This is a genomic window from Bacillus rhizoplanae (assembly GCF_917563915.1).
GTDB lineage: Bacteria > Bacillota > Bacilli > Bacillales > Bacillaceae_G > Bacillus_A > Bacillus_A rhizoplanae.
Window position 1 is genome coordinate 26,168 of sequence record NZ_CAKJTI010000007.1, and the last position, 17,161, is coordinate 43,328.

Annotated in this window: 18 protein-coding genes; 15 read left to right on the forward strand and 3 right to left on the reverse strand. The window is 38.6% G+C overall.

The genetic code is table 11. The features are described 5' to 3' along the window. Window positions 1–8: 8 nt before the first annotated feature. Entirely contained in the window at window positions 9–650 is a 642-nt protein-coding gene (locus LRP84_RS09125) for an RsfA family transcriptional regulator (protein ID WP_230574801.1), read from the reverse strand. Between the two features lie 46 nt (window positions 651–696). Further along, a complete protein-coding gene (locus tag LRP84_RS09130; protein WP_230574802.1) occupies window positions 697–1,974 on the reverse strand; it encodes a replication-associated recombination protein A in 1,278 nt (425 codons plus the stop codon). A 495-nt stretch (window positions 1,975–2,469) separates the two neighbouring features. On the opposite strand from LRP84_RS09130, the gene cymR reads away from it, so the two are divergent. From cymR to LRP84_RS09165, 7 genes are all read left to right on the forward strand, one after another. After that, window positions 2,470–2,886, forward strand: a complete 417-nt coding sequence (cymR, locus tag LRP84_RS09135; protein WP_090916825.1) for a cysteine metabolism transcriptional regulator CymR — start codon at window positions 2,470–2,472, stop codon at window positions 2,884–2,886. A 35-nt stretch (window positions 2,887–2,921) separates the two neighbouring features. Then, window positions 2,922–4,067 carry a cysteine desulfurase family protein gene (locus LRP84_RS09140; RefSeq protein WP_230574803.1) on the forward strand — a complete coding sequence of 382 codons (1,146 nt, stop codon included), beginning with the start codon at window positions 2,922–2,924 and terminating at the stop codon, window positions 4,065–4,067. A 16-nt stretch (window positions 4,068–4,083) separates the two neighbouring features. Continuing rightward, on the forward strand, window positions 4,084–5,199 hold the full coding sequence (gene mnmA, locus LRP84_RS09145) for a tRNA 2-thiouridine(34) synthase MnmA (protein WP_230574804.1): 1,116 nt from the start codon (window positions 4,084–4,086) through the stop codon (window positions 5,197–5,199). A gap of 112 nt (window positions 5,200–5,311) precedes the next feature. Beyond that, the gene (locus tag LRP84_RS09150; protein WP_230574805.1) at window positions 5,312–5,968 is read left to right on the forward strand and encodes a tetratricopeptide repeat protein; all 657 of its coding nucleotides are present in this window, start codon (window positions 5,312–5,314) and stop codon (window positions 5,966–5,968) included. Window positions 5,969–5,987: 19 nt separating this feature from the next. Then, complete coding sequence (gene recD2, locus LRP84_RS09155) at window positions 5,988–8,318, forward strand: SF1B family DNA helicase RecD2 (protein WP_230574806.1); 2,331 nt, start codon at window positions 5,988–5,990, stop codon at window positions 8,316–8,318. 108 nt (window positions 8,319–8,426) lie between these two features. Next, window positions 8,427–8,615 carry a YrzR-like zinc ribbon domain gene (locus LRP84_RS09160; RefSeq protein ID WP_020060848.1) on the forward strand — a complete coding sequence of 63 codons (189 nt, stop codon included), beginning with the start codon at window positions 8,427–8,429 and terminating at the stop codon, window positions 8,613–8,615. A 17-nt stretch (window positions 8,616–8,632) separates the two neighbouring features. Then, window positions 8,633–8,761, forward strand: coding sequence for a YrzQ family protein (locus LRP84_RS09165; RefSeq protein ID WP_098307973.1), 129 nt, complete (start codon window positions 8,633–8,635; stop codon window positions 8,759–8,761). A gap of 60 nt (window positions 8,762–8,821) precedes the next feature. Here LRP84_RS09165 and LRP84_RS09170 read toward each other — a convergent pair whose 3' ends face one another. Continuing rightward, complete coding sequence (locus LRP84_RS09170) at window positions 8,822–9,034, reverse strand: hypothetical protein (protein WP_098307971.1); 213 nt, start codon at window positions 9,032–9,034, stop codon at window positions 8,822–8,824. A gap of 279 nt (window positions 9,035–9,313) precedes the next feature. On the opposite strand from LRP84_RS09170, the gene LRP84_RS09175 reads away from it, so the two are divergent. From LRP84_RS09175 to LRP84_RS09210, 8 genes are all read left to right on the forward strand, one after another. Further along, the gene (locus LRP84_RS09175) at window positions 9,314–10,390 is read left to right on the forward strand and encodes an AI-2E family transporter (RefSeq protein WP_230574927.1); all 1,077 of its coding nucleotides are present in this window, start codon (window positions 9,314–9,316) and stop codon (window positions 10,388–10,390) included. Window positions 10,391–10,757: 367 nt separating this feature from the next. Continuing rightward, complete coding sequence (gene alaS, locus LRP84_RS09180; protein ID WP_230574807.1) at window positions 10,758–13,400, forward strand: alanine--tRNA ligase; 2,643 nt, start codon at window positions 10,758–10,760, stop codon at window positions 13,398–13,400. 74 nt (window positions 13,401–13,474) lie between these two features. Then, window positions 13,475–13,741: an IreB family regulatory phosphoprotein gene (locus tag LRP84_RS09185; RefSeq protein ID WP_035434175.1), complete on the forward strand. Its 267-nt coding sequence runs from the start codon at window positions 13,475–13,477 to the stop codon at window positions 13,739–13,741. 3 nt (window positions 13,742–13,744) lie between these two features. Next, a complete protein-coding gene (gene ruvX / locus LRP84_RS09190; protein ID WP_098307965.1) occupies window positions 13,745–14,158 on the forward strand; it encodes a Holliday junction resolvase RuvX in 414 nt (137 codons plus the stop codon). Window positions 14,159–14,170: 12 nt separating this feature from the next. Further along, window positions 14,171–14,458 (forward strand): DUF1292 domain-containing protein, encoded by a 288-nt coding sequence (locus LRP84_RS09195; RefSeq protein WP_098307963.1) that lies wholly within the window; start codon window positions 14,171–14,173, stop codon window positions 14,456–14,458. A 120-nt stretch (window positions 14,459–14,578) separates the two neighbouring features. Continuing rightward, entirely contained in the window at window positions 14,579–15,031 is a 453-nt protein-coding gene (locus LRP84_RS09200) for a hypothetical protein (protein ID WP_230574808.1), read from the forward strand. 221 nt (window positions 15,032–15,252) lie between these two features. Next, window positions 15,253–16,317: an endolytic transglycosylase MltG gene (gene mltG, locus LRP84_RS09205; protein ID WP_230574928.1), complete on the forward strand. Its 1,065-nt coding sequence runs from the start codon at window positions 15,253–15,255 to the stop codon at window positions 16,315–16,317. A 195-nt stretch (window positions 16,318–16,512) separates the two neighbouring features. Continuing rightward, a complete protein-coding gene (locus LRP84_RS09210; RefSeq protein ID WP_230574809.1) occupies window positions 16,513–17,160 on the forward strand; it encodes an O-methyltransferase in 648 nt (215 codons plus the stop codon). The last annotated feature ends 1 nt before the right edge of the window (window position 17,161 follow it).

The window sequence follows — 17,161 nt, forward strand, 5'->3', positions numbered from 1 at the left end:
TCTCTTTTTTACTGTGAAACAATTTCTAAGTTTCCGTTTTCATCCATTTTGAAAATCGGTGCCATCTGTTCTTTTGGTTCGTCTAATATAACAAGTTTGCGAGCTCGGTCCATAATTCTGACAAGTGTTTCATAGTCTTCTTGTACAGATTGTTGTTGCTTCTTCAACGTTTCAAGTTTTTTCTCTAATTCTTGATTTGTTTTTCGCTGTTTTTCGAGCTGCCGACGTAATGTTTCGTTTTCAGTTTGTAACTTCTCTAATCGTGGATTGTTTTGTTCAATGTTTTGAAGAAATGAGATTACCTCTTGCATCGTAAGCGATGGCTGATTTGCGCTGAGTTCTTCTGAAAACTCAGCATCAATTACGACACTTTTCTTCGGTTTCAAGCGTGATATTTGCTGTTTTTGCTCCGTTGCTTGTGCCCGCTTCAATTCTTTCCGTTGTTTTTTCACAATTTGCACAGCTTCTTCATAGTTTTGTCGAACTTCTGCATTCCAGCGAAAGCCGCAAGCAGCGGATGTTCGGTTTAATTGATCGCCAATTTCATCAAATGCTTTTAATTGGGTGCTGCCTTCGCGAATATGACGTAAAACGGTTTCTGCTAGAAGTAAATCTTCTTCTCCAGTCCAGGCATCTTGGCGCATTTTCATTGCGAAACCCCCATATTTCATGTCGTTTTCGCTTATATTACCCTTTTCATTCACTTTTATACGAATGTTGCAATCTTTCATAAACAGAAGCGAGTGCTTGTTCAAATTTTCCCGTTTTCTTTGGTTTATAGTATTGTTTGTTTTTTATTTTATCTGGCAAGTATTGTTGTTGAACCCATCCATTTGGATAATCGTGCGGATATAAGTAGCCAATCCCTCTACCGAGCGATTCGGCTCCTTTATAGTGACTATCTTTCAAATGAGATGGAACATCACCTGTTTGGCCGTTTCTAAGATCATGAAGCGCTGCATCAAGCGCTTTATATGCTGAGTTTGATTTTGGTGATAAGCATAGTTCAATGACTGCATTTGCAAGCGGAATACGAGCTTCTGGAAAGCCAACGCGTTCTGCGGATTCAATGGCAGCTAGTGTACGAGGCCCGGCTTGTGGATTTGCAAGCCCAACATCTTCGTAGGCCATAATAAGCAATCGTCTACCAATACTTTGCATGTCACCAGCTTCAATAAGGCGGGCTAAATAATGAAGTGCTGCATTTACATCGCTTCCGCGAACTGATTTTTGGAAAGCTGATAACACATCATAATGAGCGTCGCCGCCTTTGTCGTGTACAAAGCTCTTTTTTTGTAAACATTCTTCAGCAATTTCAAGTGAGATTTTTACTGTGTCTTCATTTGTTGTAAAGCTAGATAAGACAGCGAGCTCAAGCGCATTATAAGCAGAGCGCATATCACCGCCCGATGCGTTTGCAAAATGACGCAGAGCCTCATCTGTTACTGTGACATTGTACTCTCCTAGCCCTTTTTCCTTATTTGTTAAAGAGCGTTTTAATCCTTGTAAAATATTTTCTTCTGTTAAAGCGTGTAATTCAAAAATTTGACAACGGCTACGAATAGCAGAATTAATTGCGTGAAATGGATTGCTTGTTGTTGCCCCGATTAATGTAATGAGTCCGCTTTCTAAGTGAGGAAGAAGAAAATCTTGTTTTCCTTTATCTAACCGATGTACCTCATCTAAAATTAAGATAAGGTGTCGGTGCATTTTTGCTTCTTGGACAACAACTTCCATATCTTTTTTATTATGAGTAACGGCATTTAATAGACGAAAAGGCATACCGATACTGCCCGCAATGGCGCTTGCAATGGATGTTTTTCCTGTTCCAGGAGGTCCATATAAAATCATTGATTGTAGGTGCTTTGCTTGTACCATCCGCCATAAAATTTTGCCTTCGCCCACTAAATGTTCTTGTCCGATAACTTCTGTAATATTGGTCGGACGCATTCGATGTGCGAGTGGTTGTTTCATATGTTCTCTCTCCTTCAGTGACCGTTCGTTGTTTATCCCGCATTAACGGGCAGTAATACTCCTACCTCAAAATTTGGTAAAGCATTGGCCAGCTCTAGCGGCTAGAATCTCTGGTCGTTTCGCCCCCTCGGACGAGGCAAAAAGCGCCTCTCTGTCGGGGGCTCCAACGCCCTGCGATTCTGAGCGAGCCGCTTCCGCTTTTCTAAAGAAGTTAGATGGGAGATAAACTGCCCGTAAAAGCCCGATTGGTTCAACTAATAATCAGTGGGGGATAAAGAAAATCCCCACTGATTAAAGTTTCACTTTATGTTATAAATTCCGAGTTATTTGATATACTTATATGTTATCATTTCTGTTAGGAAAGTTGAAATTCCTTATCATACTATATTATGCTATAATTTCAAAGGATTTTGATTTCAGAGAGTGTTTTTCCTGTTAAATAAAAGAATAACGAATCAAGTAGAAGCAAAAGACTTGAAAAGAGGTGCAACATATATGAAAATCTCAACAAAAGGCCGTTACGGTTTAACAATTATGATTGATCTTGCCAAGAAGTTTGGAGAAGGTCCGATTTCATTAAAATCAATTGCTCAGGCGCACGATTTATCTGAGCATTATTTAGAGCAATTAATTTCTCCGCTTCGTAATGCCCGCCTTGTAAAAAGTACACGCGGTGCATATGGTGGTTATGTATTATCAGATCAACCGATTAACATTACAGCTGGTGATGTAATCCGCGTATTAGAAGGTCCGATTAACGTAGTAGAAATGTTGGATGAAGAAGAACCAGCACAGCGTCAGCTTTGGATACGTGTTCGTGATGCGGTACAAGAAGTTCTTGATAGTACAACGTTAGAAGACTTAGTACGCTATGAAGAAGAAAACAACGGTGGTTATATGTTTTACATTTAATTCCGTGTGTAACGATTTGGAAAGAAGGAGATATAATGGAACGCATTTACTTAGATCATGCTGCGACATCTCCGGCTCACCCAGAAGTAGTCGAAAAGATGATTCCATATATGACAGAAGCATTTGGTAACCCGTCAAGCATCCATTTCTTTGGGCGCCAAGGCCGTCATGCAGTTGATGAAGCAAGACGTGCGTGCGCGCGCAGCATTCAAGCAAACCCAAATGAAATTATTTTTACAAGCGGCGGTACAGAGGCTGATAATTTAGCTCTTCTCGGCGTAGCTCGTGCAAATCGTAAGAAAGGAAATCACATTATTACGACAGCGATTGAGCATCATGCGATTTTGCATACATGCAATGTGTTAGAGTGGGAAGGGTTTGAAGTGACGTATTTACCTGTTGATGAAACAGGGCGTATTCGTATTTCTGATCTGCAAGAGGCATTAACAGATCAAACGATTCTTGTATCGATTATGTTTGGAAATAATGAAGTGGGTACAGTGCAGCCGATAGCAGAAATTGGTGCTTTATTAAAAGAACATGATGCTTATTTTCATACAGATGCAGTACAGGCATACGGTTTGACAGCAATTGATGTGAAAGAGCTTGGCATTGATTTGTTATCAATCTCTTCCCATAAAATTAACGGTCCAAAAGGTGTTGGCTTTTTATATGCAGGGCAGCATGTGAAATTTGAACCGCTGTTAACAGGCGGAGAGCAAGAGCGAAAACGCCGCGCTGGTACAGAAAATGTGCCGGGAATTGTCGGGCTTTGGCAAGCTGTTTTGTTAGCGGAGCAAACTCGTGAGCAAAAAATTGCCCAATACAAGGAATTTAAAGATATAATAATATCTGTCTTTAAACAAGAAGACATTACTTTCGAGGTAAACGGAAGCTTCGAGCATAGCTTGCCACATGTGTTAAATATAAGTTTTACAGGAATGAATATTGAGTCATTTCTTATGAATCTGGACTTAGCAGGAGTTGCGGTTTCAAGCGGATCTGCTTGTACAGCCGGCTCTATTGATCCATCACATGTGCTCGTGGCGATGTTCGGAAAAGAATCCGATAAAATACGTTCATCCGTACGTTTTAGCTTTGGTCTTGGGAATACGAAAGAACAAGTCGAAAAGGCAGCGTACGAAACAGTGAAGATCGTGAAGCGATTAACACAAAATTAATATAGGAGGTGACATGATGAACAAACTACCTCACGAAACACGCGTTGTCATCGGGATGTCCGGTGGCGTTGATTCATCTGTAGCAGCAATGCTGTTAAAGAAGCAAGGCTATGATGTAATCGGAATCTTTATGAAAAACTGGGATGATACGGACGAAAACGGCGTATGTACAGCAACAGAAGACTATAACGATGTGATTGAAGTATGTAACCAAATTGGAATCCCGTATTATGCAGTCAATTTTGAAAAACAATATTGGGATAAAGTATTTACGTACTTTTTAGATGAATACCGTGCTGGGCGTACGCCAAACCCAGATGTAATGTGTAATAAAGAAATTAAATTTAAAGCATTTTTAGATCATGCAATGGCGCTTGGTGCAGACTATGTAGCAACAGGGCACTATGCACGTGTAGCGTATATTGATGGTGAGTATAAAATGCTCCGCGGCGTTGATGATAATAAAGATCAAACATATTTCTTAAATCAACTAGGCCAAGACCAATTATCAAAAACAATGTTCCCGCTTGGTGAGTTAAAGAAGCCGCAAATTCGTGAAATGGCGAAAGAAGCAGGTTTAGCAACAGCGGCGAAAAAAGATAGCACAGGTATTTGCTTTATCGGAGAGCGCAATTTTAAAGACTTTTTAAGTAACTATTTACCAGCGCAACCAGGTAAGATGCAAACATTATCTGGCGAAGTCAAAGGGAAACATGACGGTTTAATGTATTATACAATTGGACAGCGTCACGGCCTTGGCATTGGTGGCAATGGTGATCCATGGTTTGCTGTTGGGAAAAATTTGAAAGAAAACATTTTATATGTAGAACAAGGATTCCATAATGAGCTGTTATATGGTGACGAAGTGTTTGCTACAAATGTAAGCTGGGTAAGCAATATGCCGAAAGAAAAAGAATTTACATGCACAGCAAAATTCCGCTATCGTCAAGAGGATAACGCTGTAACGGTTCAAATTGTTGATGAAAATACAATTCGAATTCTTTGTGATGAGCCAATTCGTGCTATTACACCTGGACAAGCAGTGGTCTTCTATGATGGAGATGAGTGCTTAGGCGGCGCGACAATCGATGAAGTATACCGTAATGGTAAGAAACTTGATTATTTAGGATAAGAAAGAAAAACCTCTGCCTTGTACCGGTCAGAGGTTTCTTTTTAGTAAAGGCGAATTTTTGTTCGTTGTAAAAATAGATTCTTTGTTATAATTTGTTGTAGAGGTGAGGAATATGTCAAACAAGCTTGAAACAGGCATTCAATATATGCAAGAAGGAAACTGGGAAGAAGCAGCAAAAAATTTTACAGAGGCCATTGAGGAAAATCCAAAAGATGCACTTGGTTATATTAACTTTGCAAATTTATTAGATGTATTAGGGGACAGTGAGCGTGCTGTTGCCTTTTATAAACGCGCGATTGAATTAGATGAAAAATCTGCTACAGCGTATTATGGACTAGGAAATATATATTACCAGCAAGAGCTTTTTGCACAGGCAATAGAAGCGTTTGAGAAAGCGGTGCAAGCAGGGCTGCAGACCGGAGATGTTTCGTTTATGCTTGGCATTACATATGTGCAGCTTGGAAATGACCGCTTAGCACTGCCATTTTTACAACGTGCAGCTGAGTTAAACGAAAGTGACGTTGAAGCCATTTTCCAATGCGGATTATGCTTTGCGCGTCTAGAACATGTAAAAGAAGCAAAACCTTATTTTGAAAAAGTTGTAGCGCTTGATGAAGAACATGCAGATGCCTATTACAATTTAGGTGTTGCGTATGCGTTTGAAGAAAAGAGTGAGAAGGCACTTGTGATGTTTAAAAAAGCTGTAGCTATTCAACCAGATCATTTTTTAGCAGGTAACGGTATTCGTTTATTAGAGCAAGACGTATAAACCGGAAAGGAGGGGAACGATGGGAAATCAACATGCAATGGATTTGTTTGAGGAAGAGCAAAAGTTTATAAAAGCGCAAGTTCTTCATACCATTTTCCACAACGAAGAAAACCTCTATTCCGTTGTCAGTATGAAAATTATTGAAACGAACGAAACATATGACGAAAAAAAGGTCATGATAACGGGTTACTTTCCCCGGATGCATGAAGATGAAGTGTTTACACTAACTGGTCATTTTAAAGATCACCCGAAGTATGGGAAACAATATCATATTGAAACGTTTAAAAAAGAATTGCCGCAAACAAAAACAGGAATGGTGCAATATTTAGCGAGCGATTTATTTAAAGGGATTGGGAAACGAACAGCTGAAAAGATTGTTGATCATCTTGGTGAACATGCAATTTCGAAAATTATGGATGATCCTGCAGCTCTGGATGGAATTGTAAATAAGCAAAAAGCACAAGAAATATACGATACAATTATTGAACATCAAGGTCTTGAAAAAGTGATGAGCTTTCTAAGCGGTTATGGATTTGGAACGAAGCTTTCTATTAAAATTTATCAACAGTATAAAGAAATGACACTTGAAGCCATTCGGAATAATCCGTATCAGCTTATTGAAGAGGTAGATGGTATTGGTTTCGGACGAGCTGATGATATTGGACGAGCGCTTGGTATTTCTGGTAATCATGCTGATCGTGTACGTGCAGGGTGTTTTTACACATTAGAGCACGTTTCGCTGCAAGAAGGTCATGTATATATGAACAAAGACCAGTTAGTGCGGCAAACAATGGATCTATTAAATAACCAGGAAACGGCTGTTACAGAAGAAGATGTGTTGCAATGCGCGGAAATGATGCAAGGGGAAGGCAAAGTGATTATAGAAGATGAGCGTGTGTATTTAGCTTCCTTGTATTATTCCGAAAAAGGTGTTGTTGCCTCTATTCATCGTTTACTTGCCCAAGAAGAGCTTCCTTCGTTTCCTGAATCGGAATTATTGTTAACGCTTGGGAAAATTGAAGAACAGCTCGGAGTGCAATATGCACCGCTTCAGCAAGAAGGTATTCAAACAGCTCTTCATAAACCGATGATGATTTTAACAGGAGGGCCTGGTACAGGAAAGACAACTGTCATTAAAGGGATTGTAGAAATGTATGCTTCTCTTCATGGCTTATCACTAGACCCGAAGGATTATAGTGATGACAATCCGTTCCCTATTTTATTAACAGCACCGACGGGCCGTGCAGCAAAGCGAATGAGTGAATCAACAGGCTTGCCTGCTTGTACCATTCATCGTCTGCTCGGATGGACACCGGAAGGGTCGTTTCAGCGTAATGAGCATGATCCTGTTCAAGGAAAATTACTCATTATTGATGAGTTTTCCATGGTTGATATTTGGCTTGCGAATCAATTGTTCAAATCGATGCCATCTACCATTCAGGTCATCATCGTTGGAGATGAAGATCAATTACCATCTGTTGGTCCTGGACAAGTGTTGAAAGATCTATTAGAGTCGAGCGTTATTCCGACGGTCAAGCTTACGGAAATATATAGACAAGCGGAAGGTTCATCTGTTATTCAACTTGCCCATGCGATTAAAAAGGGTGTGTTACCTCCTGATGTGACGCAAAATAAAAAAGATCGTTCGTTTATTGGATGTGCAAGTACACAAATTGTTGAGGTTGTTAAGCAAGTGTGTGAAAACGCAAAAACAAAAGGATTTAGTGCGCGTGATGTACAAGTGTTAGCTCCTATGTACAAGGGACCAGCAGGTATTAATACGTTAAATGAAGCGTTGCAAGAAGTGTTTAATCCGAAAAAAGAAAAAAGCCGTGAAATTGCATATGGCGAGGTTTTGTACAGGGCTGGAGATAAGGTGCTTCAACTTGTCAATCAGCCGGAAAGTCAAGTGTTTAACGGCGATATTGGTGAAATTGTTTCGGTGTTCTATGCGAAAGAAAACGTGGAGCAGCAAGATATGGTTGTTGTTTCTTTTGACGGCATCGAAGTCACATATACAAAAGCAGATTTGAATCAAATTACACATGCGTATTGTTGTTCTATCCATAAATCACAAGGAAGTGAATTTCCAATTGTGATTATGCCTGTTGTGAAAAGTTATTATCGTATGCTACGCCGCAATTTAATTTATACAGGGATTACACGCAGCAAAAAGTTTTTAATTATTTGCGGAGAAGAATCGGCGTTTCAATCTGGTGTAAGCCGCCTTGATGATGCACTTCGTCAAACAACATTATGCGACAGGTTACAAGGAAAGACTGAAGCAACTGAGATTGTGACAGAAGAGGGTCTCGATGTGGAAAACATTTCACCGTATGATTTTATGTAACGAGGTGAAATTATATACTGTAATGCAGTTCTTCTCATGTATAAACATATATAGTTTGGACATAATGGCGTAATAGAATACGGGAGATTGTAAGGAGATGAACGCCATATGTTCAGTTGTCCAAACTGTAAAGGAAAAGATATTGGAAAAATCGGTGTGAATCAATATTATTGCTGGAACTGCTTTATTGAATTATCGATTTCAAAGGGGAAAATTCATACACATCAAGTCGAAGAAGACGGTTCATTAAGTTCTTTAGATGATTTGTTTGATGAGAATGAACGAACAATCGGCTAATAAGGAGAGTGTTAACTTTGAAATTGCGCTCATCATTAATTGCATTAGGTGTAGGAGCAGCAGCATATCAATATGCACGTAAGCAAGATGTATTTTCAAGACGAAATATGAAAAGAGCACGTAAAATGCTTAAGTCTTATTTATAATTCCCATTATACATGCATGTTTCAGATGCGAAAAAAGCTCCTTAATTTTAGGGAGCTTTTTTACGTGCTTGTGTAGAGATAAAATAGCCCAATTTGGGAGAAAAGATGAGAAAGTCCGTAGCAGCCAAGCCCTAGTACACCATAATACCAGAGATGCCTGGCACGTTCTTGTGTTGAAGAAGGAATGAAAAAGCCTTTCCAAATGCCAAATCCAATACATACCCATTCTAATAGCATGCAAAGTGCGGAAAGCCCCAGCATTAACCAAATCATTTTACGCCTCCTAACTTTGTTGAACCAATCGGACTTTTACGGACAGTTATCCCTCACCTATCTTCTTCGGGTTCCTCGCAATCTTGAGGTGGGGGTCTTACTGTCCGTTAATGCAGGGTAAATAATAACGAGGACAAGAAATGCTATGAAATTGCACTTGTTAATTTGAGTATATGTATTCTTCTACAAAACAGTAAGAATACCTACAAAAAAACCCCAGCAGGATGGGGTTTTTTAATTTTTACACATAACCTTCTTTATTTCTCTTCAAACTAGGAAATAGAGGAGGTTTTTCTATTGAAGAATCTTAAAATTATTTGGATTTACCGGTTAGGTTTATTATTGCTAATTTTTTTATGCTTGCTTGTTTTTTTGAAAATCAAGCCGCTTTGGGCTCCGATTTTATATGTGTTTAAGGTTGCTATTACACCATTTTTAATTGCTTGTTTTATTGCTTATTTATTGCATCCGCTTATCGAAAAATTGCACGAAAAAGGTGTGCCCCGAACACTTGCTATTTTGCTCATTTACATTCTTTTCTTCGGCGGTCTTGGATATGGTGTGTATAAAGGAACGCCGGCTGTTATTGCACAGTTGCAAGAAATGAACGAACAATTTCCTCAAATTGTAAATATGTATGAAACATGGACGGATGGAGTAACTGAGCAAACTGAAAATTTTCCTGAATTCGTGAATGAGAAAATTAAACAAATCTTTGCGGGAGTTGAAGGGAAGATACAAGCGCTTTTAAATAAAGTGATGAGCACGGCAAGAGGGATACTTGATTCACTCCTTATTATTTTTTTAATTCCATTTATCGTATTTTACATATTAAAAGACTACGGTGAATTTTATCGTATTTTTTGGAAGCTTGTACCGAGTAAGTGGCGTAAGAACGGTCAGCAGTTAGCAAAAGAAATTGATAAGTCTCTTGGAAATTATATTCGCGGACAATTGTTTGTTTGTTTAATTTTAGGAGGGGTCTCTACGTTATCATTTTGGTTTATCGGAATGAAATATCCGCTTCTCTTAGGGATTATCGTTGGGGTTACTGACATTATCCCGTATTTCGGTCCTATTTTAGGAGCAATTCCAACATTAATGATTGCCGCGACAGTATCAACGAATTTAGTTATTAAAGCTGGAATTACGCTTGCAATTTTACAATTTGTTGAGAGTAATATTTTGTCCCCCTATATTGTAGGAAGATCTCTCCGGATGCACCCTGTTGTCATTATGCTTGCACTGCTTGTTGGAGGTGAAATTGGCGGCATTGTAGGGCTGTTGTTATCTGTACCACTGTTAGCAATTCTTCGCACTATTATTGTACATGCGAAGCCATTTTGGAAACATTGACAAATGGAAACTGATTCGCTACAATTTGTGCATATAGTATATGATAAATTGATGACGGAACGAGTATGTTACAGTCCATTTTGCAGAGAGAGACTTCCTTAGGCTGAAAGAAGTGTCAGATGAAGGGTAACAGAACGCTATTCCTGAGAGCAGCTAATTCCTGCCGTCTTGCCACGTTATGGCAACTTGAGGTGATGAAATATATGCATATTGTTATGATATGCAATCTAGCCGTCGTGTCTAAAAGTGAGACACTTCTGCTTTTTATTTCATAATCAGGGTGGTAACGCGAGTCAACTCTCGTCCCTGTTATAGGGGACGGGAGTTTTTTGTTTTTAATTTGATTTTAATGAAGGAGGAAATACATATGAAACACTTAACAGGTGCACAAATTCGTCAAATGTTTTTAGATTTTTTCCAAGAAAAAGGACATGCAGTAGAGCCGAGTGCATCATTAGTTCCGCACGAAGATCCATCTCTTTTATGGATTAATAGTGGTGTTGCAACGCTGAAAAAATATTTTGATGGCCGCGTAATTCCGCAAAATCCACGCATTACAAATGCGCAAAAATCAATTCGTACAAACGATATTGAAAACGTAGGAAAAACAGCTCGTCACCATACGTTCTTTGAAATGTTAGGGAACTTCTCAATTGGTGATTACTTCAAAGAAGAAGCGATTACATGGGCTTGGGAATTTTTAACGAGTGATAAATGGATTGGTTTCGATAAAGAACTTTTATCTGTTACAATCCATCCAGAAGATGAAGAAGCATTCCAAATTTGGAATGAGAAAATGGGCGTGCCAAAAGAGCGCATTGTTCGTTTAGAAGAAAACTTCTGGGATATCGGTGAAGGCCCAAGTGGACCAAACACAGAAATTTTCTACGACCGCGGAGAAGCTTACGGTAACGATTTTAGCGATCCAGAATTATATCCAGGCGGAGAAAACGAGCGTTATTTAGAAGTATGGAACCTTGTATTCTCACAATTTAACCATAACCCTGACGGTACATATACACCGCTTCCAAAGAAAAACATTGATACAGGGATGGGTCTTGAGCGTATGGCATCTGTTGTTCAAAACGTGCCAACGAACTTTGATACAGACTTATTTATGCCAATTATTGGTGCAACAGAAGTTATTTCTGGTGAAAAATACCGTGCTGGTAATGATGAGCAAGATACAGCATTTAAAGTAATTGCTGACCATATTCGTACAGTAACATTTGCAGTTGGAGACGGAGCTCTTCCTTCTAACGAAGGCCGCGGTTATGTATTGCGTCGTCTGCTGCGCCGCGCTGTACGTTATGCGAAGAAATTAAATATTAATCGTCCATTTATGTACGAATTAGTACCAGTAGTTGGAGAAGTGATGAAAGACTTCTACCCAGAAGTTCTGGAAAAGAAAGATTTCATTGCACGCGTTGTGAAAAATGAAGAGGAGCGTTTCCATGAAACACTTCATGACGGCGAAGCAATTTTAGCTGAAGTGATTGGAAAAGCAAAAGAAGCAAAATCAACTGTTATTTCTGGCGAAGACGCATTCCGTCTATATGACACATACGGATTCCCAATTGAGTTAACAGAAGAATATGCAGAAGAAGCTGGCATGACAGTTGATCATGAGGGCTTTGAAGCAGAGATGGAAAAACAGCGTGAGCGTGCACGTGCAGCTCGTCAAGATGTTGATTCTATGCAAATACAAGGCGGCGTTCTTGGTGAAATTAAAGTAGCGAGCGAATTTGTTGGTTACAATACAGTTGGAACAGAAAGTAACGTTGTTGCACTTGTGAAGAATGGTGAGTTCACAGATAGTCTACAAGCTGGTGAAGAAGGACAATTGATGTTAGATGCAACACCATTCTACGCTGAGAGCGGTGGTCAAATTGCTGACCGTGGTTACCTTCTTGCTGATGGCGTAAAAGTACTTGTAAAAGATGTACAAAAAGCACCGAATGGTCAAAACTTACACAAAGTAGTTGTAGAAGAAGGAACATTAACGAAAGAGGCAGCAGTAAAAGCGGTAATTGATACGAAAAACCGCGCAGCAATCGTGAAAAACCATACAGCAACTCACCTTCTGCATCAAGCATTAAAAGATATCCTTGGCGGACACGTAAACCAAGCAGGATCTCTTGTAACATCAGAGCGTTTACGTTTTGACTTCTCTCATTTCGGTCAAGTACAAGCGGATGAACTTGAAAAAATTGAGCGTATTGTAAACGAGAAAATTTGGGAAAGTATCACAGTAGACATTTCTCAAAAAGCAATTGAAGAAGCAAAAGCGATGGGTGCAATGGCACTATTCGGTGAAAAATACGGAGATGTTGTACGCGTTGTACAAGTAGGCGATTATAGCTTAGAGCTTTGCGGCGGTTGCCACGTAGATAATACAGCATCTATCGGTATTTTCAAAATCGTTGCTGAATCTGGTATTGGAGCAGGAACACGCCGTATTGAAGCAGTAACAGGAAAGGCTGCATATGAATTAATGAACGAACAAGTTGGTTTATTAAAAGAAGCAGCAAACAAAATGAAAACAAATCCAAAAGACATTTTAACAAGAGTTGACGGCTTATTTGCTGAAGTAAAACAACTGCAAAAAGAAAATGAATCTCTTGCAGCAAAATTAAGCAACATTGAAGCTGGTAATTTAACAGATGCAGTGCGTACAGTTGATGGTGTAAGTGTGCTTGCGACAAAAGTAAATGTTGCAGATATGAATAACTTACGTACAATGATGGATGATTTAAAGAACAAATTACAATCTGCAATTATCGTGCTTGCAGCTGTAAGTGATGATAAGGTCAACATTCTTGCTGGTGTAACGAAAGATTTAATTGAACAAGGATACCATGCTGGTAAGCTTGTAAAAGAAGTAGCATCTCGCTGCGGCGGCGGTGGCGGCGGTCGTCCTGATATGGCGCAAGCTGGCGGTAAAAATCCAGAACAAGTAGAGGATGCACTTGCATTTGTAGAAGAGTACGTTAAATCTGTTTCAAAATAAAGAGATAGTAGTGTACAATAGTAGGGAGAAGGAATATCTTTCTCCCTATACCTAGTAAAGTGAGGTGCTTAAAAATGGACGGGTTCGATAAAACGATGAAGTTTAACTTCCAAGAAGAAAAACAAAATGTCCATGTCAATGACGTACTATTAACTGTGTATGATGCACTTCAAGAAAAAGGATACAATCCGATTAATCAAATCGTCGGTTATTTATTAAGTGGCGATCCAGCATACATACCTCGTCATAAAGATGCTCGCAATATTATTCGCAAGCTAGAACGTGATGAACTTATTGAGGAGCTTGTAAAGTCCTACTTGAAACATCATCGTGAGGAGTAGTTTATGCGTATATTAGGTTTAGATGTTGGGACAAAAACAGTCGGCGTTGCAATAAGCGATGAGATGGGCTGGACAGCACAAGGCTTGGAAACGATTAAAATTAACGAAGAAAGAGGCGAATTTGGTTTTAATCGTATTTCTGAGTTAGTAAAACAGTATAATGTGGACAAGATAGTAGTAGGATTGCCGAAGAACATGAATGGTACAATTGGTCCGCGCGGTGAAGCTTGTCAGCAATTTGCAGAAAAATTGGGTGAGCTCGTGCAATTGGAAGTTGTACTGTGGGACGAACGCTTGTCAACAATGGCAGCGGAGCGCCTGCTCATTTCGGCAGATGTAAGCCGAAAAAAACGAAAGCAAGTCATTGATAAGATGGCAGCTGTCGTAATTTTGCAAGGATATTTAGATAGTAAATAAGAGGTGACCATAATGGAAGAAAATCAAATTACAATTGTTGACGAAAAAGGTAACGAACATCTATGTGAAATTATTTTCACTTTTGATGCTGAAAAATTTGGTAAAAAATCTTACGTAGTATTCTCACCAATCGGTGAAGTTGACGAAGATGGCGACCCAATTTATGATGCAATGGCTTTCGAGCAAAACGAAGAAGAATCTGGCGGAACATTACTTCCAATCGAATCAGAAGAAGAGTGGGAAATGGTACAAGAAATGTTTAACACTCTTGCTGAGGAAGAAGAAGGCGAAGAAGAGTAATATGGTAAGTGTAAACAAACTGATTTCATATGGAAATCAGTTTGTTTACTATATAAGATACCTGTGGGTATTTATTATATCGTTTTATCCAAATGTTTTGTGGAAAAGGGAGCTATTCATATGAAATGGAATGAAATAGAGGGAACGGAAGATATAGAAGCATTTCTTAAAACATTTGGTTACTTTCACGATAGTTGTTTAAAAGAATTATATATGTGGACGGAAAGTTATGTAGGTGAAGAGCTATCTATGGCAGTACCAACTGAACTTGATACAAATGTAAGAATACTTTTTCAGAGACAGTTTGATAATCCATCAGCAATTGAATTAGTATTTGAAGGTGTAACGCAATTTCATATCATTCCAAGTTCGGCGAATTATGATTCAATTATTTATGATGCTACTCTTCTCTTACAGGATGATACGTTTTACTGGGCAAATACGTACGGCTGGAAACTAGAGGATGATAATTCCAAAGATGTAAGTTGGATCGCAGCTAAAAATGTGAAATGGCGTGATGTAAGTTCTTGGATGGGGGAACAAATGAGGTATGGTGTGCTTGAAGACTGTTAATTATTTTCTTGTCAGTAAACTGAAAACATATTTGTGCGATGAATGAAAGATTTTTTGTCGAAAGTAGATAGTTATTTGTAGTATAATGATACAGATTGTAGAAAAAAGAAAGAACATGTCTAAAGAATAGACATGTTTTTTAGTATTTCGTAGGTTGTTGTATAGAGTAGGCGAGTACATTATACAATTTGAAATAAGGAGGACATAGGGTAGTGAATCAAATGAAAACAAAAAAACGAAGACGAGTAATTGCAGCTATTTTCATTGCGTTGCTTGTTGTTTGTGGTTCTGCATATGCATATATTGCCTCAGCTTTAAAGCCGCTTAATGCAGAGAGTAAAAAGGAAATTGAAGTAGAAATTCCAAAAGGTTCTTCTACAAGTAAGATAGGAGAGATTTTGGAGGAGAATGGAATTATTAAAAACGGAACGATATTTGGATTATATGTAAAAATGAAGTCAGAACGCGGCTTACAGGCGGGAAATTATTTATTGAGTCCGTCTATGAGTGTAGCGGAAGTAACAGATAGCATGACAGCTGGAAAGGTGCATAGTGAAGCATATTATAAGCTAACGATTCCTGAAGGAATACAAGTTGTAGAAATTGCTGATTTAATAGCAAAGGAATTTAAGTTAAATAAAGAAGATGTTATTCGTCAGTTGAATGATAAAGCATTTGTGCAAAAACTCCAGCAGAAGTATCCAACATTGCTTACTGATAAAATTTTTGATAGCAATATTAAGTATCCATTAGAAGGTTATTTATATCCAGCTACATACCCGTACTATAAAAAGCAAGTAACGTTAGAAGAAATCGTAACGCCAATGCTTGATAAAACAAATAAATTGATTGAACAAAACGCGCAAAAAATGAAAGAAAGACAATTGGATGTTCATCAATTATTGACAATGTCTTCTTTAATCGAAGAGGAAGCAACGGGTTATACAGATCGGAAAAATATTGCTAGTGTGTTTTATAATCGTTTAGCAAAAGGAATGCCGCTGCAAACAGATCCAACAGTGCTATATGCACTAGGTAAGCATAAGGGACGTGTACTATATGAGGATTTAAAAGTAAATTCTCCGTATAATACATATGTTGTGAAAGGATTACCAGTTGGACCAATTTCGAATTCTGGTGTAAAATCAGTAGAAGCGGCACTTGAACCTGCACAAACAGATTATTATTATTTCTTAGCAGCACCAGACGGTCAAGTGTATTATGCGAAGACGTTAGAAGAACATAACGCGTTAAAACAAAAATATATTACACAAAAGCAATCGTAAATTTTTTGAGGGAAGCGAGAAAAATTCGCATATCCCTCTTTTTTATGATAAAATATATCGGGTTAAAAACTGGTAGAAGAATCGTTTTTAATATAGAAACGGGACGTACAAGCTAAGGATAGAGCAAGCTTGTATTTTTCTTTCCAAAGAGACAACATTCTTTTTTACTTCTCCATGCGATAAGGAGGACTATCTATGGAGCAACAAGATGCAGTTTATGAATATTTGCAGTCTTTTATCGATCCGAAAGATGAGCTGATTCTTGAAATGGAACAGTATGCGAGTGAGTATCATGTACCAATTATGGATCGTCTCGGTATGGAGTTTATGTTGCAATTTTTGCGTTTAATTGGGCCAAAGAGCATATTAGAACTTGGTACAGCAATTGGATATTCTAGCATTCGCATGATGCAAGCCATTCCGAATTCACGCATTGTTACAGTAGAGCGAAATGCGGATCGATATGAAAAAGCACTTGAATATATAAATCGTTCCCCAGTAAAAGAACGCATTTCTGTGATTTTTGGAGATGCTTTAGAAACGGGGGAGCAAGTAAAAGAACATGGCGCATTTGATGTCATTTTTATTGATGCAGCAAAAGGGCAATATCGTCGCTTTTTTGATATATACGAGCCGTTATTAAATCCTGGCGGCGTTATTATTTCAGATAATGTACTATATCACGGTCTTGTGACGACAAAAGAGCACATTGAAAATAGACGTACACGCGGTTTAATTAGAAGAATTAAAACGTATAATGAGTGGCTCATGAATCATGAAGGGTATGATACGACCATTTTCCCAATTGGTGACGGAGTAGCAGTGAGTAAAAAGAAGGGGTGAC

Bases quoted from the DNA above. Each gene is read 5' to 3' on its own strand.
- LRP84_RS09125 (WP_230574801.1), bottom strand. From the start codon at position 650: ATGAAAATGCGCCAAGATGCCTGGACTGGAGAAGAAGATTTACTTCTA.
- LRP84_RS09130 (WP_230574802.1), bottom strand. From the start codon at position 1,974: ATGAAACAACCACTCGCACATCGAATGCGTCCGACCAATATTACAGAA.
- cymR (WP_090916825.1), top strand. From the start codon at position 2,470: ATGAAAATCTCAACAAAAGGCCGTTACGGTTTAACAATTATGATTGAT.
- LRP84_RS09140 (WP_230574803.1), top strand. From the start codon at position 2,922: ATGGAACGCATTTACTTAGATCATGCTGCGACATCTCCGGCTCACCCA.
- mnmA (WP_230574804.1), top strand. From the start codon at position 4,084: ATGAACAAACTACCTCACGAAACACGCGTTGTCATCGGGATGTCCGGT.
- LRP84_RS09150 (WP_230574805.1), top strand. From the start codon at position 5,312: ATGTCAAACAAGCTTGAAACAGGCATTCAATATATGCAAGAAGGAAAC.
- recD2 (WP_230574806.1), top strand. From the start codon at position 5,988: ATGGGAAATCAACATGCAATGGATTTGTTTGAGGAAGAGCAAAAGTTT.
- LRP84_RS09160 (WP_020060848.1), top strand. From the start codon at position 8,427: ATGTTCAGTTGTCCAAACTGTAAAGGAAAAGATATTGGAAAAATCGGT.
- LRP84_RS09170 (WP_098307971.1), bottom strand. From the start codon at position 9,034: ATGATTTGGTTAATGCTGGGGCTTTCCGCACTTTGCATGCTATTAGAA.
- alaS (WP_230574807.1), top strand. From the start codon at position 10,758: ATGAAACACTTAACAGGTGCACAAATTCGTCAAATGTTTTTAGATTTT.
- LRP84_RS09185 (WP_035434175.1), top strand. From the start codon at position 13,475: ATGGACGGGTTCGATAAAACGATGAAGTTTAACTTCCAAGAAGAAAAA.
- ruvX (WP_098307965.1), top strand. From the start codon at position 13,745: ATGCGTATATTAGGTTTAGATGTTGGGACAAAAACAGTCGGCGTTGCA.
- LRP84_RS09195 (WP_098307963.1), top strand. From the start codon at position 14,171: ATGGAAGAAAATCAAATTACAATTGTTGACGAAAAAGGTAACGAACAT.
- LRP84_RS09200 (WP_230574808.1), top strand. From the start codon at position 14,579: ATGAAATGGAATGAAATAGAGGGAACGGAAGATATAGAAGCATTTCTT.
- mltG (WP_230574928.1), top strand. From the start codon at position 15,253: ATGAAAACAAAAAAACGAAGACGAGTAATTGCAGCTATTTTCATTGCG.
- LRP84_RS09210 (WP_230574809.1), top strand. From the start codon at position 16,513: ATGGAGCAACAAGATGCAGTTTATGAATATTTGCAGTCTTTTATCGAT.